The sequence below is a fragment of the Bradyrhizobium symbiodeficiens genome (genome assembly GCF_002266465.3).
GTDB classification, from domain to species: Bacteria; Pseudomonadota; Alphaproteobacteria; order Rhizobiales; family Xanthobacteraceae; genus Bradyrhizobium; species Bradyrhizobium symbiodeficiens.
Genome location: NZ_CP029427.2, coordinates 3,402,819 through 3,425,209 on the forward strand (window position 1 = coordinate 3,402,819; position 22,391 = coordinate 3,425,209).

Here is a 22,391-nt window from a genome sequence, read left to right on the forward strand (position 1 = left end):
ATAAAGACTAGGATGCCGACCGCGGCAGTGGCAGACTGGCGTCAAGTCCACAAGGCCTGGGTCCGTCGAGGAAGTCACAATGCGCGATTGGGATGATGCCTACGCCAATTCGGCCCATATCCCTGGCTCGGACAAGACGCCGGCACAGTGGGCGGAGCGGGCCGCGGCCTATCGTGCCGGGCTGGAGAATTTTCGACCCGATATTGCCTACGGCGCAGGTGATCGCCAGAAGCTCGACCTGATCCTGCCCGACGGCGACAGCAACGGGCTCGTCGTCTTCGTCCATGGCGGCTATTGGATGCGCTTCGACAAGTCGACCTGGACCGATCTGGCCGAAGGCGCGCGCCGCCATGGCTGGAGCGTGGCGCTGCCGAGCTACACGCTGACGCCGGCCGCCCGCATCTCCGACATCACCGCCGAGATCGCCGCGGCGATCGCCAAGGCGGCGTCGCTCGTCTCCGGGCCGATCCGGCTCGCCGGGCATTCTGCCGGCGGCCACCTCGTCACGCGCATGCTGTGTGACGACAGCCGGCTTGAGCCGGCCGTCTACAACCGCGTTGCCGGCACCCTCTCGATCAGCGGCCTGCATGATTTGCGTCCGCTGCTGAAGACGAAGATGAACGAGACGCTCGGCCTGACCATGGAGGAGGCGACGCTCGAAAGCGCGGCGCTGCATCTGCCGCGCGGGCATTCGCCCGTCACCGCCTGGGTCGGCGGCAGCGAGCGGCCGGAATTCATCCGCCAGTCCGACCTGATGGCCAATGTCTGGACCGGCCTCGACGTGCCGACGCGCCTCGTCGTCGATCCCGGCCTGAACCATTTTACCGTGATCGACGGGCTGAAGGATCCGTCGTCGCCGATCACCGCGCGCCTGATCGGCCTCGACTGAGCAAAGCCGGGCCGGGGAAGATTGATCGAAAGGGCCTGCCCATGACGTCCAGCGATTACGATCCCAGCAGCGAAGGCGCCGAGACCGATTTCGCAAGGCGGATGTCCTACGGCGACTACCTTGCGCTGGATGCGATTTTGGGCGCGCAGCACCCCCTGTCGGAAGCGCATGACGAGATGCTGTTCATCATCCAGCATCAGACCACGGAGCTGTGGATGCGGCTCGCCATCCACGAGCTCAGCGCCGCACGCCGCGCCATCTCCAAAGATGAGGTGCAGCCTGCGATGAAGATGCTGGCGCGGATGTCGCGGATCTTCGAGCAGCTCAACAACGCCTGGGACGTTCTTCGCACGATGACGCCGAGCGAGTACACGCGTTTCCGTTCGCAGCTCGGACAGTCCTCCGGTTTCCAGTCGCGCCAGTACCGGCTGATCGAATTCCTGCTCGGCAACCGCAACCACGCCATGCTCAAGCCGCACGCGCACGATGCGGAGACGACGAAGCTGCTCGAGGCAGAACTGGCGACGCCGAGCCTCTACGACGAGGTGCTCAGGCTCGCCGACCGCAACGGGCTGAAGATGCCGGCGGCGGTGCTGGCGCGCGATGTTCGCGAGACCCACAGTTTCAACGAGGGTGTGCTGCAGGCCTGGCGGATCGTCTACGAGGCGCCGGAGACGCGTTGGATGCTCTACGAGCTTGCCGAGAAGCTGGTCGACTTCGAGGACTATTTCCGCCGCTGGCGCTTCAACCATGTGACGACGGTCGAGCGCGTCATCGGCTTCAAGCGCGGCACCGGCGGCACCGGTGGCGTCAGCTATCTCAAGCGCATGCTGGAGGTCGAGCTGTTCCCCGAACTCTGGCGCGTCCGCACGATTCTGTAGAATGCCCAAGAAATATCCATGACCAGATATCGCGTCTATGACGACACCAAAGCGCTATTCCATCTGCCTGACGGCGTGATCTATCTCGACGGCAATTCGCTCGGCGCGCTGCCGCTCGGCGTTGCCGAGCGGGTCAACCGCGTCATCACGACGGAGTGGGGCAACGAGCTGATCCGCGCCTGGAACAGTGCAGGATGGTATGCCCAGCCACGCCATGTCGGCGATCGCATCGCGCGGCTGATCCGCGCCGAAGCGGGCTCGGTGATGGTCGGAGACACGCTGTCGCTCAAGGTCTATCAGGCGCTCGCCGCCGCGCTCGACATGAATGCGTCCCGCAAGATCGTCCTGTCGGACACCGGCAACTTCCCGACCGACCTCTACATGGCCGAAGGCCTGATCGCGACGCTCGGGCGCGGCCATCAATTGCGCCTAGTGGCGCCGGAGGAGATCGAGGCCGCGCTGTCGGAGGAGGTCGCGGTGCTTTACGTCACCGAGATCGACTACCGCACCGGCCGCCGCCACGACATGGCGAAGCTCACGGCAAAGGCTCATGCGCTCGGCATCGTCACGGTCTGGGATCTCGCGCACTCCGCCGGCGCGCTGCCGGTCGATCTTGCCGGGTGCGGCGCGGATTTCGCGGCGGGCTGCACCTACAAATATCTCAACGCCGGCCCGGGTGCGCCCGCTTTCCTCTACGTCGCGCCGCGCCACGCCGACAGCGCACGCGCCGCGCTGTCGGGGTGGATGGGGCATGCAAAACCATTTGCGTTCGAGCTGGGCTATGCGGCTGCGGGCGGCGTCGAACGCATGCGCGTCGGCACACCGCCGGTGCTGGCGATGGCGGCGCTGGAGGCCTCGCTCGACATATGGGACCGCGTCGATATGGCAGAGGTCCGTGCGCGTTCGTTGGTGCTCGGTGATTTGCTGATCGCCGAGGTGGCGCGGCGCTGCTCGACTTTGAAGCTCGTCACCCCGCGCGCACATGAGCGCCGCGGCTCGCAGGTCTCCTTCGCCTTCGACGGCGGCTACGCCGCCATGCAGGCGCTGATCGCCCGCGGACTCATCGGCGACTTCCGCGCGCCCGACATCATGCGGTTCGGGATCACGCCGCTGTACATTGGCGAGAGCGAGATTATCCGTGCGGCCGAGATCATCGAGGAGGTGATCGCGGGCGAGGTCTGGCGACGGCCGGAATATCAGGTGGTGAACGCGGTGACGTGAACGAAGCCGCGCCCCGGACGCAGCGTGGCGCGCCGCACTTGGGGCGTGATGCGCTGCAGAGCCGGGGCTCATGTCGCATCGTGCTCCGTCGTGAGATGGGTCCCGGCTCTGCGCAGCAACGCTGGGGCGTTGCAGCGCGTCCGCGACACGAGAGTATTTGCCCTGCGCCCCCATGTCAGCCCGCCCATTACCTCTGACGTCATTGCTTTGCCGCACGAAGCAATTCACGCTGGGACAACAATCAATTGGGAGGACTTTCGATGACGCCGCTCGAAAAGCTTAAAGCGATGAAGATGCCGTTCGCCGAGCTCAAGGGCGTCGAGTTCATCGAGGCCGGGAAGGACCGCGTGGTGGCGCGCATGATGGTCCGGCCTGATCTCTGTACGCTCCACCACACCATCCATGGCGGGGCGGTGATGGCGCTGGCCGATTCCGTCGGGGCGGCGGCGACCGTGATCAACCTGCCCGAGGACGCCAAGGGCACGACCACGCTGGAGAGCAAGACCAATTTCATCGGTGGGGCCAAGGAGGGAACCACGGTCATTGCCACCGCGACCCCGGTCCATCGTGGTCGGCGGACCCAGGTCTGGACCACCCGGTTGGAAACTGAGGATGGCAAGTTGGTTGCCGTGGTCACCCAGACTCAGCTGGTCCTGTAAGACTACGGGTCTTTGATTCTATTAACGAATTAGTCGTTTGCAGTGCCTTTAACTTGGGCAGGTCCTCGTCTTGCAAAAGATGTTGCGATGCACAATATAGGAGGTCTAGGGATTCGAACGCCTCCTCGAGGGACACCAAGAGGAGTTTTGACGTGGTACTTGAAGAAACCGTCCGCACCGCTCCTGGCTATGTGCGGACCCTGATCCAGCACGAAGAATTGCCGCTCTTGCGCGATCATCTGCTGAGGCTCGATGCCGAAAGCCGGCACGACCGTTTCAACGGCTTTCTCGACGACAGCTTCATCGAGCGTTACGCCGCCCGCTGCGCCGAGGACGGCACCGTGATCGTCGCCTATATCGTCGACGGCGTGGTCCGCGGTGCGGCCGAGTTGCACCCGCCGGAAGGCGCCTCGCTCCCCGAAGTCGCCTTCAGTGTCGAGGCCTCCGCGCGCCGCCAGAACGTCGGCACCGTGCTGTTCAGTCGCTTGATCGCCGAAGCGCGCTGGAAGGGCTACAAGACTCTGCGCATCACCACAGGCGCGGAGAATCACGCCATGCGCGCGCTCGCCAGGAAATTCGGCGCGCATCTCGCTTTCCGCCATGGCGAGTCCACCGGTACGATTGATCTTGCGAAGACGCCTGAGGACGAGCTTGCGGAGCTTGCCGCAGCGCCGTTCAAGGCGGGACGTGCTCTTATCAGCTTCAACTCGACCTGCTGGAAGCTGATCTCCAGCATGTACGGCAATCGCGCGGCCTGACATCCGCGGGCCTGAATCAAAAAAGCGGACCGGCTAACCGGTCCGCTTTTTCCTTGAAACAAAGAATGAAGCGCTCAGGTGCCGGTGCGCTTGTCGTTGCCGAAACGGCGGACGACGCGGCGTTCGACCACGACGGAGCGCTGTGCGCCCTGTTCGCCGGCGATCACGCGCGTCGCGGTGATGCGGCTGTTGGTACGCGCCTGCTTCTTCACCTCGGCCTGCACGACATCGAGCGGCATCCCCATCAAGGCTGCGGCGATCTCGGCCTGCTGTCCCTGATCGTCGGTGATGCCGATAGCGGCGAAGATCGCCTCGTCCAAGGTCGGCGGATCATGGCGGACGCGCCGCGTGCCATATTTGGTATTCCAGTCTGCGCTCATAACGGCCTCGTTTGATGCCGGGATACCTAGTGCCGGGAATGTTGCATTGCAATATGAATTTGGTGTGGCATCTCAGCTATGCACCGGTCGGGTGTCAGGGCGGTGACGCGACACCGGCCTCGATCTCAATCCGTTGTTGCGGCCAGCGCTTCAGGGCGGCATGCCCGGCTTCGGTGAGCCCGTAGATTCCCCGGTCGGCCCGTTCGAACCAGCCATACACATTGTTAAGCAAGATCTTGCCGGCGTCAGGGCAGCGCCCGCGCAACTCGCGCACGGGCCGCGGCCCGTCGGCGAGCGCCGAGGCGCAGGCCAGAGCCTGCTGCCGATAGGCCGTCATGATCGGCGCGCGGGTGCTGCCGCCGAGCACGGGATCGCCCTGGCGGCGCTGGTGTTCGGCGACGAGGCGCGAGCGCACCTTTGGCTCGCGGCGCGGCGCTGCGGTCGGAGGCTTCACCAGCACCTCGACCTGACCGCGGTCGGTGACGCCGAGCATGCCGAAGCCGAGGCGGCGGCAGAGGTTGCGATAGCGCGCGTCGCTCTCGCGCCCCTTGCCCCGGATCGACATCTTTGCCGCGATCCAGACCTCGTCGCCGGCCGGCGCGCGGTCGACCGCCTGGAGGATCAGTTCGAGATTGAAGGCGAGCTTGAGCTCGCCGATCACCACCACAGGTGGATCGCCGGCGCTGAGGCCGACGAGATCGCAGCCGCCGATCTCGCCCTTGACCGTGAAGCCGAGCTCTTCGAGGAAGCGTTTGACGGGCAGGTAGAGCGCGGTTTCCAAAGGGGATCCGATCAGCGAATCAGTTGCGGGCAGTTTAGAGCCTTCCCGGCCCCTATTGAATCCGAGCTGGCGCCCAGCACGGACGATCAGACTGCGATTACACCCGCCCGCTGACCGGAATCAGCGCGCCGGTAATGCCGCTGGCGGCCTCGCTGGCGAGGAACAGGATCACCTCGGCGAGTTCCTGTGGCGTCACCCATTTGGAGAAGTCCGCCTTCGGCATGTCGGCGCGGTTGGCTGTGGTGTCGATGATCGACGGCAACACGGCGTTGACGGTGACCTTGCCCTTCCACTCACTCGCGAGCGCTTCAGTGAGGCGATGCACACCTGCCTTCGACGCAGCGTAGGGGCCCATGCCGGAGCCGGCCTGAAGGGCGCCCATGGCGCCGATATTGACGATGCGGCCGGCCCTGGATGCGGCCAGATGCGGCAGCGCCGCGCGCGAGGTGTTGAGCGCGGTCAGGACGTTCAGCGCGTACATGCGCTGCCAGGTCTTGATGTCGCCGTCGCCGATGGTCTCGAAGGCGAAGCCGCCGGCGATGTTGACGAGTGCGTCGAGGCGGCCGAAATGCTTTGCCGCCATCTCGACCGCCGTCTTCGCCTGCGCCGCATCGGAGAGATCGACGCCGCCGATCTCGATGCTATCAGGCGTCGCGGAGTTCTGTGAAGGCGCGTGATCGATGCCGGCAATGCGCGCGCCGCGTGACTGCGCGACCTCCGCGACGACCTTGCCGAGCGCACCGAGCGCGCCTGTCACGATCAGGACCTTGTCTTGCATCCTTGTTCTCCTGGCACGGCTGCCTATGATTCCAGATAGCGCTCTTTCAGCGCGGTCCGCTCAGTCGCGCCGAGCTTGAGTCCGTCGCGCAGATAGGTTTCGAGGTCGCCATATTCGCTGCCGATGGCCTCGAAAGCCGCGGCAAGATACGAGGCCTCGACGCTGCCGATGGCATTGCGTACGTCCTCCGGCAGGTCGGTGGCAGCCGTCGCGTCGCGCTTGTAATGCCGGTTGGTGAGCAGGTAGTCCTCGGCAATGATTTCATCGGCGACGCCGAGCGCATGCAGGATCAGCGCACTGGCAAAGCCGGTGCGGTCCTTGCCCGCCGTGCAATGGATCACCAGCGGCGCGCGATCTTCCAGGAGATGGCCGAACAGGTTGCGAAAGCTGTTCGTGTGGTGGCGAACGTAGTTGCGATAGGATTCGCGCATGAGCTCCAGCGCGACCGGTGCAGTCAGTGTTCCCCTCGCGAGTTCGCTCCGCAGCGCAGCCACGACGCTCGGCTCGATCGGCAGCGAATGCACCGTGATCTCGCTGATAACGCAGACGCCGGCCGCGCGCTCCTCAACCCCACGGAAATCGAAAGCGCTTCGCACGCCGAGCGCGCGAACGATCTCGACATCATCAGCGGTGAGCAGGCCGAGATGGTTGGAGCGGAAGATGTGCCGCCAGCGCGTGGTGCGGCCGTCGGTGGTCGGGTAACCGCCGAGATCGCGAAAATTGCTGGCGCCTTGCAGGGCGAGGTGACGGGCAGGGGAATCTGACATGGGATCGGCTATGGTTATGGTTCCATTGGACGCACGAGGGGGCATCCTTGAAAGCATTACAGGGGGCGATCATGGGCCGGCACAAGGCCATTCTTTTGGGGGGCACCATGCTGGCGGCTGGATCGACCGGTGCGCCGCAGACTGAAGCGCAGACGTTCCGTACCTATCGCTGCGCCGATGGTACACAGTTCATCGCTGGGTTTTATGACGACGACAAGCGCGCGTTCCTCCAGATCGACGGTGAACCGGTCACGCTCGCAAAGCGACTGTCGGTTTCGGGCGCACGCTATTCGGGGGCAGGGGTGACTCTGAAGATTCCCAAGGCCGGACCCACCACGGTGAAGCACCTGAGGCGGCCGGTCACGGCTTGCGCGGTGATCGAAAAGCCCGGGATCTAGCTGCGAGGACGAGCTGGAATCAAAAAGGGCCGAAACCTCGTTGTTTCGACCCCTTTTCAAACTGCCGCCGGGCACCTGCGAGGGCGCGGCGGTCTCAAACCAGCAATAGGCATCAGCGATCCCATTTCGGCTTGGCTTCGTCGACCGCGTCCTGATGGTACCAGCTGTCGCTGCAGATCGAGACGTTCGCGGGAAGCGAAGCATGATCGGCAGCAAGGCGGGTCTCGCCATAGCGGCCTCGGGCGAGAGCAGCGCGGCCCCCGACCGGAAACTGGTAGATCGTTGCCGATCCCTGACTCAGACCATTGTTCATCATTGAGATTCTCCTTGGTCGAAGCGCCATAGCCTCCCATGGTGCGCCCGACTCGTTCGATTGTGGTTACCGGACTCCCCATATCGGCCGCGCCTCCCGAATTGGAAAGTGCTGAAAAGGAAATCAGTTGCCGCCCAATTTGTGGGCAGATGGAGCTCTGCATCCTCCAAGGCAGCCTGTCGATGACTAACGCCTGAGCCATTCCAAAGGTTGCTGGGCCGGGGCTGAAGACTTTGCGAAAATTGCTGGACGTTGATGCGCGTTTCATCGGCAACCTCCACGCCAGCTTGGCTGCTTCAGAATCGGGCGATTTCCGTGGGTTTTTTGCGATGCAGCTTCACGCGAAGGTGCGCGGCTATGACGCATATTACCGGGGACATCTCCTCGCGACGGGGAGACCTCGGTTGCCGGTGGAGACCTTCAGCACTGCGGCCTTTTGGCACGTAAAATGCTTGTAAATAGCCGGCCGATGATGGCCGGGTACAAAACGTTCGGTGGCCTCCGGGCCCCCAACCTTTCGCATCATCTACAGAGAGGCTCAATGACCAAGTATAAGCTCGAGTACATCTGGCTCGACGGATATACGCCGACTCCGAACCTGCGCGGCAAAACTCAGATCAAGGAATTCGCGTCGTTCCCGACGCTCGAGCAGCTTCCGCTCTGGGGCTTCGATGGCTCCTCCACCCAGCAGGCCGAAGGCCACAGCTCCGATTGCGTGCTGAAGCCGGTCGCCGTCTTCCCGGACGCCGCGCGCACCAACGGCGTGCTCGTGATGTGCGAAGTCATGATGCCCGATGGCAAGACCCCGCACGCCTCCAACAAGCGCGCCACCATTCTCGACGACTCCGGCGCGTGGTTCGGCTTCGAGCAGGAATACTTCTTCTACAAGGACGGCCGTCCGCTCGGCTTCCCGACCGCTGGCTATCCGGCGCCGCAGGGCCCGTACTACACCGGCGTCGGCTTCTCGAACGTCGGCGACGTCGCCCGCAAGATCGTCGAAGAGCATCTCGACCTCTGCCTGGCCGCCGGCATCAACCATGAAGGCATCAACGCGGAAGTCGCGAAGGGCCAGTGGGAATTCCAGATCTTCGGCAAGGGCTCCAAGAAAGCCGCTGACGAAATGTGGATGGCCCGCTATCTGATGCTGCGCCTCACCGAGAAGTACGGCATCGACATCGAATTCCACTGCAAGCCGCTCGGCGACACCGACTGGAACGGCTCCGGCATGCACGCCAACTTCTCGACCGAGTACATGCGCACGGTCGGCGGCAAGGAGTACTTCGAGGCCCTGATGGCCGCCTTCGACAAGAACCTGATGGACCACATCGCCGTCTACGGCCCGGACAACGACAAGCGTCTGACCGGCAAGCACGAGACCGCGCCGTGGAACAAGTTCAGCTACGGCATTGCCGACCGCGGTGCTTCGATCCGCGTGCCGCACTCCTTCGTCAACAACGGCTACAAGGGCTATCTGGAAGACCGCCGTCCGAACTCGCAGGGCGACCCATACCAGATCGCTTCGCAGATCCTGAAGACGATCGCGTCCGTGCCGGCCGACAAGAAGGCCGCGGCCTAAGATCCTCCCGGCCCGGGCTGGGGGGCTGGCCCGGGTTGGCTTTCAATCCGCCGGAGCTGAAAGGCTCCGGCGGATTTTTTAGCATCCTGATGAGGGCCATTCCCGTGACGCAGCAGGGCTGCGTCGCGTAAAGCCTGTCCATCTCAGCCCAAAGCGCGATAGAGTGCCCGCAGGATGCGCGCAGGGCCAGGGACGGCTGGTGTTTGAAGGCTTCTACAAGGTGAAATTTCAGCTCGGCGACGCCGTCGGCCGGAGCGTGATGCATGCCGGCAGCGGCAAGATGCTCGGCGGCAATTCGGCCTTCGCCCATATCGGCACCTACGAGAAGACCGACAGCGGCGTCGACGTCGTGATCAACACTGTCCGCCACAACCCCGATCCGAACTACCGCGCCATGGCGGGCACCGATGATGCCACCTTGCTCGCCGAGGGCTGGGCGGATGGCGACCTCTATCGCTTCAAGGGCGAGCTGAAGGAGCTGCCGGGCATTCCCTTCCAGTCGGTGATGACGCCGATCAGGGAAGACGAGGTGCCGATCGCCGGAGGCGTCGGCGAAGCCGGCATCGCCGACGGCCTCTACTCCATCCATCTGCGGATGCTCGATGGTCTCGACGGCGGCCTCACCGGCGTGATGCTGCTCAACCGGGGCCGCATCCTCGGCGGCGATGCGTCGTTCTACTATCTCGGCAGCTACACCGCCGCGAATGGGCGCTGGAAGGGCCAGCTTCTCAACCAGGAGCACACGCCGGCCAAGGATGACCCGATCTTCGGCGGCCACGAGGTCGGCATCGGCTTCGGCGGCACGTACGATTCAGAGCGGGCGGTGCTGGAGGCGACCGCGCTTGCGGGCAAGCGCAGCCTGCGCCTGACCGCTTCGCTCAAGCTGATGCATCGCGCCTGATCGCGACGGGAATAGCTCATGGAAAACCTTCGCATGCTCTCGACGCTCGGCCTGATGGGGGCGATGCGCAGCCTGTCGTCCGCGTACGAAGCCGCAACCGGCGTCCGCATCGACGCCGACTTCGCGCCGACGCTCGCCTTGCTGAAGCGGTTGCGTGAGGGCGAGGCCGCCGATCTCGTGATCCTCACGCGCGAGGGGCTGGACGAGATGATCGCGGAAGGCCGCGTGCTCGCCGAAAGCGCGGCCGATCTGGCGCGCTCCTATGTCGGCATTGCGGTGCGGGCAGGGCAGGCGCATCCCGATATCGGAAGCGAAGCGGCGCTGCGCGGGACGCTGCTCGCAGCGCGGTCCGTTGCCTATTCGCGGCTGGGCGCCAGCGGCGTCTACTTCGCCCAGCTGATCGTGCGCATGGGGATCGCAGCCGAGATCAGCGCCAAGGCTACCGTCGTCGAGCAGGGCTTCACGGCCGAGCGTCTCGTCAGCGGCGAGGCCGACCTCGCCGTGCAGCAGATCAGCGAGCTGAAGCAGATCGGCGGCATCGAGGTGGTCGGTCCGATCCCGCACGCGCTGCAGACACCGGCGGTGTTCTCTGCCGGCCGCATCGCAACCGCAAAGCATGCCGATGCCGCGGACCGCCTGCTGCGCTATCTGGCATCGCCCGAGGTCGTGCCGGTCCTGCGTCAATCAGGACTCGAGCCTTGAATTTGCCGGAGCGAGGACGCAACGTGACGACCATGCGGATTTGTTTCCTTGCCGTCGTCCTCGTGCTCGCCGCGCCCCTTGCGGCGCGCGCGCAATCGGCCGATCTCGTGTTGTGCGACCGGGTCGCTGCCGATCCCAGCGATCCCGACAAGCCGGCTGACGTGAGGGGCGTGGCCGAGATCGCATCCTCCGACGTTGCCACCGCGATCAGGTTCTGCAAGCAGGCCGCAGCATCGTCGCGCCGCGCGATGTTCGCGCTCGGCCGCGCCTATGCCGCCAACCGGCAGACGGCGGAGGCGATCGCCGCCTGGCGCAAGGCGGCCGAGAAGGGATCGAGCGCGGCCATGGTCGAGCTCGGCGTTGCCTATGGCACCGGCTCCGGCATCGCCAAGGACGAGGCTCAGGCGCGAAAGCTGTTCGAGAAGGCGGCGCAATCAGGCAACCCCCGCGGCGTCAGCAACCTCGCCGCGCTCGGCGGTGCGGGTGGCGCCGCGCCGGCCGATCCCGCGCAGGCGCGCGCGCTGCTCGGCAAGGCCGCCGAGACCAATGCGGAGGCGCAGTACCAACTCGGCCTGATGCTCTCCGAAGGTACGGGCGGTGCGAAGGACGACGTCGCGGCGCGTGCGCTGTTCGAGAAGGCGGCGGCGCAAAACCATCCCGGCGCGCTGGAGCGGATGGGGGCCTTCGCGGAAGGCGGCCGCGGCGGGCCGAAGGACAAGGACGCCGCGAAGGCCTATTACGAGCGCGCCGCCGCGCTCGGCGACGCAGACGCCAAGGCAGCGCTGGAGCGGCTGCGCTGCCCCTATGCGATCAAGGACAAGCAGGGCAAGCTCGTCACCACGCTGTGCTTCTGAGCAGAGCCGTACACGCCGGAACCTCAATCGCGCGCACCCGTTGACTTCGAGACGAAACGGAGCGCGATCATGATCCGCAAACTGGCGTCGGGCGAATACCGCCTCTATTCACGCAAGGTGAATCCGAAGACCGGCAAGCGTCGTAACCTCGGGACCTTCAGGAGCCGTGCGGCTGCCGAAAAGCACGAGCGCGAGGTGCAGTATTTCAAGCGGCACTGACGCGCGATGAAGGCCCGCCAAAGCAAAAATCTCGAAAACAACCCCATGCACAGTAGAAGGTCCTTGAAATCGCAGCGAAATTACGAGCCACGGATTTTGCGAAGTCCACTTTGACCTATCGGGCAAAGAATTCCGCTTTGGCCTGTCGGGCAAAACAGGAAGATGATGGCATCGGGCCGTCGCGGTTTCGCAAGGCCCTGCGCGGAAAAGCCGGGTGGCCGAGATGCGGCGGCAATGCTAGGTAGCCTGCATTCTTTTCCGATGTTGTGGGCTGGTTACGTTGCTGGACGGACTCTACAAGGTTGAATACGGCGTCAACGATGCGCTCGGCCGCAGCATCATGTGCCTGCATGACGGCAAGATGCTAGGCGGCAATTCGGGCTTTGCGCATCTCGGCACCTATGTCGAGCGCGACGGCGAGATCATCGCCGAAGTCATCACCGAGCGGCATAACCACGATCCCAACTACAAGCCGCTGATGGGGGCGGACGTCGCCTCGATCGAGGCGCGCGGCCGGCTGGTTGGCAACGAGATCCGTCTGCAGGGCGGTGCGAACACCATGCCGGGCGCCCACTTCTGGGCCAATCTCACGCGGCTCGATGACGGGGCGTTGCCGCCCCGCGGCACGATCGGGCAGGGCGGCATCGCCAACGGATTCTACGGAATGAGCCTGCGCGCGCTCGACGGCGTCGATGCCGGACTCTCCGGCGTGATGCTGCTGATCGACGGCCGCATCCTCGGAGGCGATGCGTTCTTCTACTATCTCGGCTCCTATTCCTCGGCGGACGGCCGCTGGAAGGGCGAGATGCTCAACCAGGAGCACACGCCTGCGAAGGGCGAGAATCCCGTGTTCGGCGGCTATGAGGTCGGGATCGGCTTCTCCGGAACCTGCAACGAAGATAGCGGCGAGCTCGAAGGCATCGCGCTCGCCGGCAAGCGCAGCCTGCGGCTGGCGGCTTCGCTCAGGTTGATGAGAAGGGCCTAGAGCCCGTGCTTGTTCATCCGGCAATCTTGTAATTTTCAACCAGAACGAGTGCCCTCGCGTTCTGGGCGTAGGGAGACGTCGTCACGAGGTTCTCGCCGCGCGCATCTGCTGCCGGTCTCGGCCGGTCGATCATTGAAAATACGAAAGCTGATCTTCCGTAACGACTCGCTCGATCTTCTCGGACTTGGCCCTGATGCGGTATCTCACGCGTCCATCGGACTCGATGGGCATGTGTTGAATGATGGTATAAATCATTGGCGGTTCGGTGGTGGCACGTCCTTGCGGCCCCTGGGGTTGATGGCGAACGTCTTCATTCAGCTTATAGGCATACGACATGTGTTACCTCGATGTTTGCGGCTGCTCTCGCGTGAAGCGTGGAGTGACGTAACGCATGCTGTCGGCTCCCGACCTGGCTCGTAAGCACTGTTCCACGATTCCAGGGTCGCGCCGCAAACCGAGCATTCGCAGCTGACGATCTGCCGACCGGGGCTTTTGCCTCGCTTCGGCCATAGACGGCGCCGCACCGACAGGATCGGTGATGAGATTCGAGCATCCCCGTCTATGCGCCCGAAACACAAAACAAGCCACTTCGAAATTCGATGGCCGTGAGGTCAGAGACCGAGAAGCCTCGCTCGTTTCACCGGTTCGATCTGTTGGCTTACCAGCAGGGCGACCACAGGGCCGACAGTGACGAGAAGCATACTTTACAGTCGCTTGCAGGGGTTGACGCAAAAACCCCGCCCTGAAGACTCAGGAGCGGGGCGGGACCACAAGCTCTGCCAGTACATCCGTGGCGAGAGCGACAGGTCTGTCGTGCTCTTAATTAAGCAGCACGAAGATTATCGGCAGCGGACTTGCCCGTACGACGGTCTGCGACGACGTCATAAGACACCGTCTGTCCCTCGTTCAGGGTGCCCATGCCAGCGCGTTCGACCGCACTGATATGAACAAAAACGTCGGTGCTGCCGTTTGCCGGCTGGATAAAGCCGAAGCCCTTTTGGCTGTTAAACCACTTCACTGTTCCCGTATTCATCGGGTCTTCCTTTCGTATGCGCGCAGGACAGCTGGCGCGCGGACGTGCGGCCAGCGTTCCGGTTAGTCGATTTTGGAGAATGTCTGAAACGTGCGCGCCGTCAGGATCTGAGGCGAAAGCGGAACAGTTGTTCGGCCAGTATCGATGCTTGACACCTTACATCGGCAGCCGCGAGACTTCAAGTAGAAGCCGACGGCTCCTTCTTATGGTTGGTGCATTTGTTCCGTAGCTAAGGGCCGCGCGAACCGGTGAGTGATTGCAGAGGCGACCTCGAGTGCTTGGAGAGGTTCCCTTTTAGCGCACTTTCCTGCATAGGTAGGGCATGGCAAAAGTAAAAGTGAGCTTCAAACCAATTCGTAAGGCAGAGGGCGACTGGGCGATTATCGCCGAGTACCCGGGCGCAGAACCCCGAGAAATCACGGGCTTCACGAGCAAGGCCGAAATTGACGATTGGATGAATGGTGAGCGTCGGATCGCGTGGCTCCGATCACAGGGTTACGCGAAGTGACCTGATGACTCCTTCCTCCGACTGTCGAGGCTCTCACCGCGGCAAGTAGGCGCATGACCGCTGGTGGCCGATCGCTCATTCCGACTGGGACATCGGCGGTCCACTACGCAACCGTTTTGAATCCGGGCGGCACCCTCAACGTTTCGGGGGGCGCCCGCGGTTGTGATCAAAGCCTTGCTTGACTGCGGCGAAGCGCGCTTCGACCATCGGCTCGAATTCCAGGTCGGTGAAGATATAGGGCAAGTCCTTTTCGACGCCTTCGCGGAACGAGTTCGCCGGCATGGTTTGGTTCGATGCCCGGAGAGATGCGTTTTTCCTGCCTGCACGACGTCACGACTTGTTCTGTTTTGCCTCCACATATCGCGCGAAGCTGTCGAGGATCGCCTGCCAACCGCCTTGCTGCTGCTCGACCGAGTGCGTCGGCTCGCTGTCGAAGACGACGCGGACGACAACGCCCTTTGGGCCCGGCACGAACTCGACTTCGGCCTTTCGATCGCCGAACGCGTATTCGATCCGCTTGTGTTCAACGATCTTCGTGTAAGTGCCGGCGAAGTCGAAACCCATGCTGCCGTCCTTGGCTTCCATGCGCGACGAGAACGCGCCGCCGTCACGCAGCTCGACCGTAGCCCTCGTCGTATGCCAGTCGTCGGACGCGGCGTTCCACTTCACGATGTCGGCAGGCGTCGTATAGGCACGCCAGACCTGATCGATGGGCGCTGCTACGTTGGTCTCGACGGCGATCCTCATGGGCATTGCTCCAGGTTCATTTTGGCGGCTCGAGGTGATGACATCACGTCACGTGCACGGGTGCATGCACGGTACTTCAGAGACGTGTCGACCGGAGGACGGTCGAGGCCAGCCCATACCGACATGGTCGCGCCGTGAATGCGTAAAAGAAACGAAAGGGTGTCATCAGAACGCCTGTCGGCCATCCGCCCCAAGCCGCCGGGTAAAGCCACCGAATTGGCGCCCCATGCGGGCAGGAATCCGTACCCCGCCGGGCTTCCCCCGGCGGCCCGCATGGCCTATGACGCTGCAACGCAAAAATCCCCCTGAAAAGACCCCATGATCCGCCTCGACAACGTCAGCAAGCAAGCCGGCCACCAGATCCTGTTCATCGAAGCCTCCGCCGCCCTCAACAAAGGCGAGAAGATCGGCCTGGTCGGGCCGAACGGCGCCGGCAAGACCACGCTGTTCCGGATGATCGCCGGTGAGGAATTGCCCGACGAGGGGCAGGTGTCGACCGATCGCGGCATCACCATCGGATATTTCAACCAGGACGTCGGCGAGATGTCCGGCCGCAGTGCCGTCGCCGAGGTGATGGACGGGGCCGGTCCGGTCAGCGAGGTCGCGGCCGAGCTGCGCGAGCTCGAGGCGGCCATGGCCGATCCTGACAAGGCCGACCAGATGGACGAGATCATCACGCGCTACGGCGAGGTGCAGCACCGTTTCGAGGAGCTCGACGGCTACGCGCTCGACGGCCGCGCGCGCGAAGCGCTGTCCGGCCTCGGTTTCAGCCAGGAGATGATGGAGGGCGACGTCGGAAAACTCTCCGGCGGCTGGAAGATGCGCGTGGCGCTCGCCCGCATCCTCCTGATGCGTCCCGACGTCATGCTGCTCGACGAGCCGAGCAACCATCTCGATCTCGAAAGCCTGATCTGGCTGGAAAAATTCCTGCACGATTACGAAGGCACGCTGCTGATGACCTCGCACGACCGCGAGTTCATCAACCGCGTGATCTCCAAGGTGATCGAGATCGATAGCGGCTCGCTCACCACCTATACCGGCGACTACGAATTCTACGAGCAGCAGCGCGCGCAGAACGAGAAGCAGCAGCAGGCGCAGTTCGAGCGCCAGCAGGCCATGCTCGCCAAGGAGATCAAGTTCATCGAGCGCTTCAAGGCGCGCGCCTCGCATGCGGCCCAGGTGCAGAGCCGGGTGAAGAAACTCGACAAGATCGAGCGGGTCGAGCCGCCGCGGCGGCGCCAGAGCGTGGCATTCGATTTTCCGCCGGCGCCGCGCTCGGGCGAGGATGTCGTGGCGCTCAAGAGCGTCCACAAGGGTTACGGCAGCAAGCGGATCTATGACGGACTGGATTTCATGATCCGCCGCAGGGAGCGCTGGGCCGTGATGGGCGTCAACGGCGCGGGCAAATCGACGCTGCTCAAGCTCGTTGCGGGCGCGAGCGAGCCGGACCAGGGCACGGTGGCGGTCGGCGGCAGCGTCAAGATGGGTTATTTCGCCCAGCACGCGATGGACCTGCTCGACGGCGAGCAGACGGTGTTTCAGTCGCTCGAATACGCGTTTCCGACCGCGGGGCAGGGATCCTTGCGCGCGCTTGCGGGCTGCTTCGGGTTCTCCGGCGACGACGTCGAGAAACGCTGCCGCGTGCTCTCGGGCGGCGAGAAGGCGCGCCTGGTGATGGCCAAGATGCTGTTCGACCCGCCGAACTTTTTGGTGCTGGACGAGCCGACCAACCATCTCGACCTCGCCACCAAGGAAATGCTGATCAATGCGCTGTCGGATTTCGAGGGCACCATGCTGTTCGTCTCGCATGACCGGCACTTCCTGGCGACGCTTTCGAACCGCGTGCTGGAGCTGACGCCGGAAGGCATCCACCAGTTCGGCGGCGGCTACACGGAATATGTCGCGCGCACCGGGCAGGAAGCGCCGGGACTGCGAAGCTAGCATTCCGCGGCGTGGCTTGACGGGTTAGCGCCCTGCGCTACGCTCCCTGCAAAAAAGGGAGCGAACCATCATGAAGCAACTGCGGATCGGCGACATCACCATCGACGCCGTCATCGAGCGGGAGGGGCCGTGGCGGCGACCGCAGGATTTCTTCCCGGCCTATGACGAGAGCGTGTTCGCCCGTCATCTGCCGACGATGGAGCCGGAGGTGTTCGACGCCGCGCGCGGCATGATGGTGATCACCTATCAGACCTTCGTCGTGCGCACGCCGCGCTACACTATTCTGGTCGATACCTGCACTGGTGAGGACAAGGGCCATCCGCCGCCGTTCGATTTTCCCGGCAAGGAGCGCTGGCGCAACGAGCTGTTCGCGCTCGGCATCGGTTTTGAGCAGATCGACTACGTGTTCTGCACGCATCTGCATATCGACCACACCGGCTGGAACACGAGTTTGCGCGACGGGCGCTGGGTGCCGACGTTCCCGAATGCGAAATACGTCTTCCACAAGGGTGAGTATGCGGCCTGGGAGGCCGAGCACGCCAAGGGCAGCAATCCGCCCGGTACCGTGTTTCGCGACAATTGCCTGCCGATCGTCGAGGCCGGGCAGGCGCTCCTGGTCGACGACGATTACGCGCTCGACGATACCGTCACGCTGACGCCGACGCCGGGGCATTCGCCCTGCCATTGCTGCGTGAACATCTTTTCGAAGGGGCAGCGCGCGGTGGTCGCTGGCGATCTCATGTATCACCAGATCCAGTGCCGCGAGCCGGACTGGTCGGCGAAGCCGGATTGGGACCCGAAGCAGTCGGCGGTGTCGCGGCGGAAGTTTTTTGCGTCAGTTGCGGACACCGACACGCTGATCCTGCCGGTTCATTTTCCGGCGCCGACGGTCGGACGGATCAAGCCGCTGGATGGGGCGTTCGACTACCGGTTCAAGCGGGCTTGAAGCGCTAGCGGAGCCGCTAGAGCGGTTACCGTTCCGATCGGATCGAAAACGGGGCTCAAGATTCGGAAAACGCTTTATCGCTTGCTGCGTTGCGCGAGCACCAAGGCGATGCCGCCAAGCATGGCGGGGGAGGCGAGCAGCAATCGGAGCGTGACCGGCTCGGCCAGGAAGAGCGCGCCGCCGATCGCGGCGATGGCAGGGACGGAAAGCTGAACGGAGGCCGCGCGTGCTGCCGACAGATGGCGCAGCGTGACGTACCACATCACATAACCGAGCCCCGAGGCCACCGCGCCGGATGCGATGGCATAGGCAAGCCCGGTCGACGTGACATGGACATCGGAGAGCTGCCAGAGGTTCACCGCCGCGGCAAGCGGCAGGCAGCAGAGGAAATTGATAGCGTTGGCCTCGATGGGATGATCGACGCCTCTTGCCGACAGCGAGAACACGCCCCAGGCGATTCCCGATACGGCGATCAGGATCGCGCCGAGGGGATCGGGCGCGCTGACGCCCGGCAGAACCAGGCAGATGAGGCCGAGGCTTGCGATTGAAAGCCCGATCCAGCCGGCTGCGGAGAAACGCTCTCCCTCCCGCAGCGCGACGCAGAACATCGTGAGCTGCACGGCGGTGAACAGGATCAGGGCGCCCGTGCCTGCCGTCAGCCGCACATAAGCGAACGAGAAGCAGATCAGATAGACGAACAGGGCGGCCACCGACCTGACCTTGGCGTAGGCAAATGACGGCAAATGTCCGTAGCGTTGCCAAACCACCAGCGCCAGAATGACGACCGCCGCCAGAACGCGCACGGTCGTGAAGCTTGCGGGATCGATCAGCCCCGGCCCCAGCGCGAGCCGGCACAGCAGCGAGTTCGCCGCGAAGCAGATCATCGTTGCGGCCGTCAGCACGGCCGCTTTGGTCGGTTGCGAAGCTGTGGTGACCAAGATCAGGACACTCGCCGGTCGTGCCCCTGAGTCGGCGCAGGGAGCTGAAGCCGCAAACGCATCGAAGCGGCCAATTGGAGATATTAGAATCAGCAAATCGAGCTCGATACGGTCTCAATCGAGCCCGATGACGTCTTGGGATGACGTTCGAGGATCTCTCCAGGCGCTTACGCGCCCATCTCGCACTTCTTCATGAAGCTGTTCTTGGCGGCGCCGGCGAGCGGCTTGCCGTCGGCGCTGACGGCCTTGGGCGTGCAGGCGTCCGCCTTGCACTTCTTCAGGAACGAGGCCTTGGCGGCGCCGGCCAGCGCCTTGCCGTCCTTGCCGACCGCCTTGCTCTCACAGGTGTCGTCCGCGAAGGCCGAGCCCGCTGCAAACGTGGCAACGATCGCAGCCAGGAAAATCCGCTTCATCATGGGTATCTCCGTAAACCAGAAATGGCGGAGAGATTGGAACCGGGAATCGTGGCGCAATCAAGCTGGATGAGGGCCCGCCGTCCGGTCCGGCTGGCGATTTTTCCGAGCGGGAGCTCTGGCCGGGCTCGCTTCCTGTTGCACTGCTCGCTGACCGCGGCGGGCAACCCTGCTAGGCTTGGCCAGCTTAGCCGGACGGAGCATCGTGATGGACGCCGTGATCCCGAAACACTCGGAAGCTGCCGATCAGCATTCGCATCTGGTTCGGCCTCAAGACATGGATTGGCAGACGACGCGCTTTCCAGGCTGCGAGGCCAAGACGCTGCTGTTCGATCGCCGCACCGGCCTGATGACCGCCTTGATGCGATTTGCGCCGGGATCGGTGCTGCCCGATCATGAGCATGTCGGCATCGAGCAGAGCTGGGTGATCGAAGGCGCGCTCGTCGACAAGGAGGGGCCGGCCGAGGGCATCGCCTGCAACGCCGGCGAATTCATCTGGCGAGAGGCGGGCAGCCGGCATGCCGCCTGGTGTCCGGAGGGCGCCTTGATCTTGGCGATCTTCCAGGTGCCGAACAAGTTTTTCGAAGCCGACGGCCGCGTCGTCGACGCCGCCGGTCAGGATTGGGACGAAACCTGGGGGCACACGGCGGCGCAGCCAGTGCCGCGCACCTAGCGCCTCCTCATGCGCCCCGCATGAGCAGGGCCTTGAAGTCGGCCCTTGCGCGCTGCGCTTCGGCGCGCGCGACCTCGGAGGCATCGCCGAGGCCAAAATAGCCGTGGATCAGGCCGGGGCCTTCATGGTGTTTCACGGGCACGCCGGCAGCCTCCAGCGCCCGCGCATAGGCCGCGCCCTCGTCGCGCAGGGGATCGAACCATGCGGTAGTCACAATCGCGGGCGCGAGGCCCTCGAGCGACGGTGCCCGCAGCGGCGAGACGCGCCAGTCAAGGGCGTGATTGGGGTCGGCGAGATAGTGGCCGCAGAACCATTCCATGGTGGCACGCGTCAGGAAGTAGCCGTCGGCATTCTCGGCGCGCGAGGGATAGCGCGCGTTCTCGCCCGCATCGGCGTAGGCGCCAAGGACGTCGGTCACGGGATAGACCAGCAATTGCCCGGCAAGCCTGATGCCGGCATCGCGGCAGGCAATCGCGGTGGTGGCGGCGAGATTGCCGCCGGCGCTATCGCCGGCAACACCAAGCCGTTTTGCGTCGCCGCCAAATTCCGCGACGCGGTTGAAGATGTCGCTTACGGCCGCGAACGCATCCTCGAAGGCGCCGGGAAACCGCGTCTCGGGCGGGCGGCGATAATCGACCGAGATGACAACGGCGCCGGTCTCGATCGCGAGATTGCGCGCCTGCCGGTCGTGGGTCTCGATGTCGCCGGCGACCCAGCCGCCGCCGTGGAAGAACACCACGGTCGGCGCGGGCGTGGTGCCGATCCGGTAGAGGCGGGCAGGAAGCGGCCCGGCGCCGCCGCTCACCTCGATATCCTGCACCGTCTCGACCGGCGGCGGCGGAATGGCGGCGCGGGAGGCAGCCAGTGCACGCAAGGAATCGCGCGCGCTCTGTGGCGTCATCGCGGTGGGATCGCGCAGCGGCAGCAGCGGAATGATCTGGGCGATGACGGGATCGAGCGGTGCGGGCATTGTTCCTCACTGGATTCTTGGTCTTGCTTGCGGGGTAGCATAGGTTTTGCGTGCCGCATCGGCAACGGTGTTCAGGGCCGGATGAAGGGCAGGGAGGTTCACGAGGTGGAATTCGAAACGCTGGTCCAGTCGCGCCGCAGCGTGCGCGGCTTCCGGAACGAGCCGGTGCCGCGCGCGGTGATCGAGGCGATCATCGAGAGCGCCAAGCGCGCGCCGTCATCGATGAACACCCAGCCCTGGCACGTCCATGTACTCACCGGCTCGCCGCTCGAGGAGGTTCGCCGCCGCAACATGGAAGAGATGATCGGCGGGGCCAAGGTCAAGCGCGACATCATCAGCCACGGCGAGTACCAGGGTGTGCATCGCACGCGGCAGGTCGACGTCGCCAAGAAGCTGTTCGGCGCGATGGGGATCGCGCGCGACGACAAGCCGATGCGGCAGGACTGGGTGCTGCGCGGCTTCCGCCAGTTCGACGCGCCGGTCTCGCTCGTCCTGACCTACGACCGCGTGCTCGACCCCGGCGCCGTCTGCCATTTCGATCTCGGCGCGCTCTGCTACGGCATCGTGCTCGCGGCATGGGATCGCGGTCTCGGCTCCGTCATCAACGGGCAGGGCATCATGCGCTCCGACATCGTGCGCGAGGTCGCGAAAATTCCGGAAGACGAGGTGATCATGACCTGCGTCGCGATGGGCTATCCCGACGACGGTTTTGCCGCGAATACGGTGCGTTCGGATCGCGAGCACAATCAGGAGTTTGTGCGCTACGTCGGTTTTGTCGATTAGGACGACGGAGAGGAGATTATTCTCTGGCAGAAATTTTTGGTGTGGACTCCTTGCGGCCTCTTGCAATCTCGAAGATGCGGGAGGAACAATATGCCTCCTGAGAGCTTTGTTGCTGGCGCGAGGGAATTGACATGCGGCGGCTGGCTAGCCTGGTTCGACGGTTCTTCGGCCCGCGGCTGCGGCGTCCGATCGATGCTGATCCAAGTCTCCCCTTCACCCCCGAAGAGTTCGGCCGGCTGATTCGCAGCGGCCGGCATGAGGACATGAAGCTGCTGGCCGAAGGGCTGGCCTGCCGGTCCATCCCGCGCCGCGCCAGCCATCGCGCCACCCACTAGCGGGTTCGTTGCGCCGGTCCCGTCATGATTGTCGCGCCGTTG

General features: G+C 64.2%; 29 protein-coding genes. 17 read left to right on the plus strand and 12 right to left on the minus strand.

What is annotated here, in order from left to right; all coding sequences use genetic code 11:
* Positions 1-79 precede the first annotated feature (79 nt).
* The 5 genes from CIT39_RS15590 (at position 80) to CIT39_RS15610 (ending at position 4,408) form a co-directional block, all read left to right on the plus strand.
* Positions 80-889: an alpha/beta hydrolase gene (locus CIT39_RS15590; RefSeq protein ID WP_094974457.1), complete on the plus strand. Its 810-nt coding sequence runs from the start codon at positions 80-82 to the stop codon at positions 887-889.
* A 41-nt stretch (positions 890-930) separates the two neighbouring features.
* Positions 931-1,770, plus strand: a complete 840-nt coding sequence (gene kynA / locus CIT39_RS15595) for a tryptophan 2,3-dioxygenase (RefSeq protein WP_094974456.1) — start codon at positions 931-933, stop codon at positions 1,768-1,770.
* 18 nt (positions 1,771-1,788) lie between these two features.
* The gene (gene kynU, locus CIT39_RS15600) at positions 1,789-2,991 is read left to right on the plus strand and encodes a kynureninase (RefSeq protein ID WP_162308521.1); all 1,203 of its coding nucleotides are present in this window, start codon (positions 1,789-1,791) and stop codon (positions 2,989-2,991) included.
* A 260-nt stretch (positions 2,992-3,251) separates the two neighbouring features.
* On the plus strand, positions 3,252-3,650 hold the full coding sequence (locus CIT39_RS15605) for a PaaI family thioesterase (protein ID WP_063194196.1): 399 nt from the start codon (positions 3,252-3,254) through the stop codon (positions 3,648-3,650).
* 152 nt (positions 3,651-3,802) lie between these two features.
* Positions 3,803-4,408, plus strand: coding sequence for a GNAT family N-acetyltransferase (locus tag CIT39_RS15610; protein ID WP_094974454.1), 606 nt, complete (start codon positions 3,803-3,805; stop codon positions 4,406-4,408).
* Positions 4,409-4,482: 74 nt separating this feature from the next.
* On the opposite strand, the gene CIT39_RS15615 is transcribed toward CIT39_RS15610, so the two are convergent.
* The 4 genes from CIT39_RS15615 to CIT39_RS15630 form a co-directional block, all read right to left on the minus strand.
* Entirely contained in the window at positions 4,483-4,788 is a 306-nt protein-coding gene (locus CIT39_RS15615; protein WP_028136768.1) for a hypothetical protein, read from the minus strand.
* Positions 4,789-4,882: 94 nt separating this feature from the next.
* Positions 4,883-5,569, minus strand: coding sequence for a DUF2161 domain-containing phosphodiesterase (locus CIT39_RS15620; protein ID WP_094974453.1), 687 nt, complete (start codon positions 5,567-5,569; stop codon positions 4,883-4,885).
* Between the two features lie 97 nt (positions 5,570-5,666).
* Positions 5,667-6,347: an SDR family oxidoreductase gene (locus CIT39_RS15625; RefSeq protein WP_094974452.1), complete on the minus strand. Its 681-nt coding sequence runs from the start codon at positions 6,345-6,347 to the stop codon at positions 5,667-5,669.
* A gap of 23 nt (positions 6,348-6,370) precedes the next feature.
* Positions 6,371-7,114: a tyrosine-protein phosphatase gene (locus tag CIT39_RS15630; RefSeq protein ID WP_094974451.1), complete on the minus strand. Its 744-nt coding sequence runs from the start codon at positions 7,112-7,114 to the stop codon at positions 6,371-6,373.
* A gap of 71 nt (positions 7,115-7,185) precedes the next feature.
* Between CIT39_RS15630 and CIT39_RS15635 the strand changes: the two genes are divergently transcribed.
* Positions 7,186-7,512: an MliC family protein gene (locus tag CIT39_RS15635; RefSeq protein WP_094974740.1), complete on the plus strand. Its 327-nt coding sequence runs from the start codon at positions 7,186-7,188 to the stop codon at positions 7,510-7,512.
* 112 nt (positions 7,513-7,624) lie between these two features.
* On the opposite strand, the gene CIT39_RS15640 is transcribed toward CIT39_RS15635, so the two are convergent.
* Positions 7,625-7,828 carry a DUF2735 domain-containing protein gene (locus tag CIT39_RS15640; protein WP_094974450.1) on the minus strand — a complete coding sequence of 68 codons (204 nt, stop codon included), beginning with the start codon at positions 7,826-7,828 and terminating at the stop codon, positions 7,625-7,627.
* Between the two features lie 538 nt (positions 7,829-8,366).
* On the opposite strand from CIT39_RS15640, the gene CIT39_RS15645 reads away from it, so the two are divergent.
* From CIT39_RS15645 to CIT39_RS15670, 6 genes are all read left to right on the plus strand, one after another.
* Entirely contained in the window at positions 8,367-9,401 is a 1,035-nt protein-coding gene (locus tag CIT39_RS15645; RefSeq protein WP_094896739.1) for a glutamine synthetase beta-grasp domain-containing protein, read from the plus strand.
* 199 nt (positions 9,402-9,600) lie between these two features.
* Positions 9,601-10,302, plus strand: coding sequence for a GrlR family regulatory protein (locus CIT39_RS15650; protein WP_094974739.1), 702 nt, complete (start codon positions 9,601-9,603; stop codon positions 10,300-10,302).
* Between the two features lie 18 nt (positions 10,303-10,320).
* Positions 10,321-11,004 (plus strand): substrate-binding domain-containing protein, encoded by a 684-nt coding sequence (locus CIT39_RS15655; protein WP_094974449.1) that lies wholly within the window; start codon positions 10,321-10,323, stop codon positions 11,002-11,004.
* A gap of 32 nt (positions 11,005-11,036) precedes the next feature.
* Positions 11,037-11,858, plus strand: coding sequence for a tetratricopeptide repeat protein (locus CIT39_RS15660; protein WP_094974448.1), 822 nt, complete (start codon positions 11,037-11,039; stop codon positions 11,856-11,858).
* Between the two features lie 69 nt (positions 11,859-11,927).
* A complete protein-coding gene (locus tag CIT39_RS15665; protein ID WP_007591825.1) occupies positions 11,928-12,077 on the plus strand; it encodes a hypothetical protein in 150 nt (49 codons plus the stop codon).
* Between the two features lie 280 nt (positions 12,078-12,357).
* Positions 12,358-13,062 (plus strand): hypothetical protein, encoded by a 705-nt coding sequence (locus CIT39_RS15670; RefSeq protein WP_094974447.1) that lies wholly within the window; start codon positions 12,358-12,360, stop codon positions 13,060-13,062.
* Between the two features lie 129 nt (positions 13,063-13,191).
* Here the strand turns inward: CIT39_RS15670 and CIT39_RS15675 are convergent, their stop codons facing one another.
* The 4 genes from CIT39_RS15675 to CIT39_RS15690 all read right to left on the minus strand — a co-directional run bounded on the left by CIT39_RS15675 (position 13,192) and on the right by CIT39_RS15690 (position 15,350).
* The gene (locus CIT39_RS15675; RefSeq protein ID WP_094896792.1) at positions 13,192-13,398 is read right to left on the minus strand and encodes a hypothetical protein; all 207 of its coding nucleotides are present in this window, start codon (positions 13,396-13,398) and stop codon (positions 13,192-13,194) included.
* A gap of 487 nt (positions 13,399-13,885) precedes the next feature.
* Entirely contained in the window at positions 13,886-14,095 is a 210-nt protein-coding gene (locus CIT39_RS15680) for a cold-shock protein (RefSeq protein WP_094974446.1), read from the minus strand.
* Between the two features lie 643 nt (positions 14,096-14,738).
* Positions 14,739-14,885, minus strand: a complete 147-nt coding sequence (locus CIT39_RS15685) for a hypothetical protein (RefSeq protein ID WP_244607586.1) — start codon at positions 14,883-14,885, stop codon at positions 14,739-14,741.
* 48 nt (positions 14,886-14,933) lie between these two features.
* Entirely contained in the window at positions 14,934-15,350 is a 417-nt protein-coding gene (locus tag CIT39_RS15690) for an SRPBCC family protein (protein ID WP_094974444.1), read from the minus strand.
* Between the two features lie 318 nt (positions 15,351-15,668).
* On the opposite strand from CIT39_RS15690, the gene CIT39_RS15695 reads away from it, so the two are divergent.
* Positions 15,669-17,291, plus strand: a complete 1,623-nt coding sequence (locus CIT39_RS15695; protein WP_094974443.1) for an ABC-F family ATP-binding cassette domain-containing protein — start codon at positions 15,669-15,671, stop codon at positions 17,289-17,291.
* Positions 17,292-17,361: 70 nt separating this feature from the next.
* The gene (locus CIT39_RS15700; RefSeq protein ID WP_094974442.1) at positions 17,362-18,237 is read left to right on the plus strand and encodes an MBL fold metallo-hydrolase; all 876 of its coding nucleotides are present in this window, start codon (positions 17,362-17,364) and stop codon (positions 18,235-18,237) included.
* 74 nt (positions 18,238-18,311) lie between these two features.
* Here CIT39_RS15700 and CIT39_RS15705 read toward each other — a convergent pair whose 3' ends face one another.
* Together CIT39_RS15705 and CIT39_RS15710 are read right to left on the minus strand one after the other, a co-directional pair.
* Entirely contained in the window at positions 18,312-19,175 is an 864-nt protein-coding gene (locus tag CIT39_RS15705) for a DMT family transporter (protein ID WP_244607587.1), read from the minus strand.
* A 167-nt stretch (positions 19,176-19,342) separates the two neighbouring features.
* Entirely contained in the window at positions 19,343-19,591 is a 249-nt protein-coding gene (locus tag CIT39_RS15710) for a hypothetical protein (RefSeq protein WP_094974441.1), read from the minus strand.
* Positions 19,592-19,796: 205 nt separating this feature from the next.
* Between CIT39_RS15710 and CIT39_RS15715 the strand changes: the two genes are divergently transcribed.
* Positions 19,797-20,261: a cupin domain-containing protein gene (locus CIT39_RS15715; protein WP_094974440.1), complete on the plus strand. Its 465-nt coding sequence runs from the start codon at positions 19,797-19,799 to the stop codon at positions 20,259-20,261.
* 7 nt (positions 20,262-20,268) lie between these two features.
* On the opposite strand, the gene CIT39_RS15720 is transcribed toward CIT39_RS15715, so the two are convergent.
* The gene (locus tag CIT39_RS15720; RefSeq protein WP_094974439.1) at positions 20,269-21,231 is read right to left on the minus strand and encodes an alpha/beta hydrolase; all 963 of its coding nucleotides are present in this window, start codon (positions 21,229-21,231) and stop codon (positions 20,269-20,271) included.
* A gap of 105 nt (positions 21,232-21,336) precedes the next feature.
* Between CIT39_RS15720 and CIT39_RS15725 the strand changes: the two genes are divergently transcribed.
* On the plus strand, positions 21,337-22,014 hold the full coding sequence (locus CIT39_RS15725) for a nitroreductase (RefSeq protein ID WP_094974737.1): 678 nt from the start codon (positions 21,337-21,339) through the stop codon (positions 22,012-22,014).
* 131 nt (positions 22,015-22,145) lie between these two features.
* On the plus strand, positions 22,146-22,349 hold the full coding sequence (locus tag CIT39_RS15730; RefSeq protein ID WP_094974438.1) for a hypothetical protein: 204 nt from the start codon (positions 22,146-22,148) through the stop codon (positions 22,347-22,349).
* Positions 22,350-22,391 lie beyond the last annotated feature (42 nt).

Bases quoted from the DNA above. Each gene is read 5' to 3' on its own strand.
- CIT39_RS15645 (WP_094896739.1), top strand. From the start codon at position 8,367: ATGACCAAGTATAAGCTCGAGTACATCTGGCTCGACGGATATACGCCG.
- CIT39_RS15675 (WP_094896792.1), bottom strand. From the start codon at position 13,398: ATGTCGTATGCCTATAAGCTGAATGAAGACGTTCGCCATCAACCCCAG.
- CIT39_RS15690 (WP_094974444.1), bottom strand. From the start codon at position 15,350: ATGAGGATCGCCGTCGAGACCAACGTAGCAGCGCCCATCGATCAGGTC.
- CIT39_RS15625 (WP_094974452.1), bottom strand. From the start codon at position 6,347: ATGCAAGACAAGGTCCTGATCGTGACAGGCGCGCTCGGTGCGCTCGGC.
- CIT39_RS15730 (WP_094974438.1), top strand. From the start codon at position 22,146: ATGCGGCGGCTGGCTAGCCTGGTTCGACGGTTCTTCGGCCCGCGGCTG.
- CIT39_RS15685 (WP_244607586.1), bottom strand. From the start codon at position 14,885: ATGCCGGCGAACTCGTTCCGCGAAGGCGTCGAAAAGGACTTGCCCTAT.
- CIT39_RS15660 (WP_094974448.1), top strand. From the start codon at position 11,037: ATGCGGATTTGTTTCCTTGCCGTCGTCCTCGTGCTCGCCGCGCCCCTT.
- kynU (WP_162308521.1), top strand. From the start codon at position 1,789: ATGACCAGATATCGCGTCTATGACGACACCAAAGCGCTATTCCATCTG.
- CIT39_RS15630 (WP_094974451.1), bottom strand. From the start codon at position 7,114: ATGTCAGATTCCCCTGCCCGTCACCTCGCCCTGCAAGGCGCCAGCAAT.
- CIT39_RS15590 (WP_094974457.1), top strand. From the start codon at position 80: ATGCGCGATTGGGATGATGCCTACGCCAATTCGGCCCATATCCCTGGC.
- CIT39_RS15720 (WP_094974439.1), bottom strand. From the start codon at position 21,231: ATGCCCGCACCGCTCGATCCCGTCATCGCCCAGATCATTCCGCTGCTG.
- CIT39_RS15655 (WP_094974449.1), top strand. From the start codon at position 10,321: ATGGAAAACCTTCGCATGCTCTCGACGCTCGGCCTGATGGGGGCGATG.
- kynA (WP_094974456.1), top strand. From the start codon at position 931: ATGACGTCCAGCGATTACGATCCCAGCAGCGAAGGCGCCGAGACCGAT.
- CIT39_RS15615 (WP_028136768.1), bottom strand. From the start codon at position 4,788: ATGAGCGCAGACTGGAATACCAAATATGGCACGCGGCGCGTCCGCCAT.
- CIT39_RS15710 (WP_094974441.1), bottom strand. From the start codon at position 19,591: ATGATGAAGCGGATTTTCCTGGCTGCGATCGTTGCCACGTTTGCAGCG.
- CIT39_RS15640 (WP_094974450.1), bottom strand. From the start codon at position 7,828: ATGATGAACAATGGTCTGAGTCAGGGATCGGCAACGATCTACCAGTTT.
- CIT39_RS15665 (WP_007591825.1), top strand. From the start codon at position 11,928: ATGATCCGCAAACTGGCGTCGGGCGAATACCGCCTCTATTCACGCAAG.
- CIT39_RS15605 (WP_063194196.1), top strand. From the start codon at position 3,252: ATGACGCCGCTCGAAAAGCTTAAAGCGATGAAGATGCCGTTCGCCGAG.
- CIT39_RS15695 (WP_094974443.1), top strand. From the start codon at position 15,669: ATGATCCGCCTCGACAACGTCAGCAAGCAAGCCGGCCACCAGATCCTG.
- CIT39_RS15680 (WP_094974446.1), bottom strand. From the start codon at position 14,095: ATGAATACGGGAACAGTGAAGTGGTTTAACAGCCAAAAGGGCTTCGGC.
- CIT39_RS15700 (WP_094974442.1), top strand. From the start codon at position 17,362: ATGAAGCAACTGCGGATCGGCGACATCACCATCGACGCCGTCATCGAG.
- CIT39_RS15635 (WP_094974740.1), top strand. From the start codon at position 7,186: ATGGGCCGGCACAAGGCCATTCTTTTGGGGGGCACCATGCTGGCGGCT.
- CIT39_RS15715 (WP_094974440.1), top strand. From the start codon at position 19,797: ATGGACGCCGTGATCCCGAAACACTCGGAAGCTGCCGATCAGCATTCG.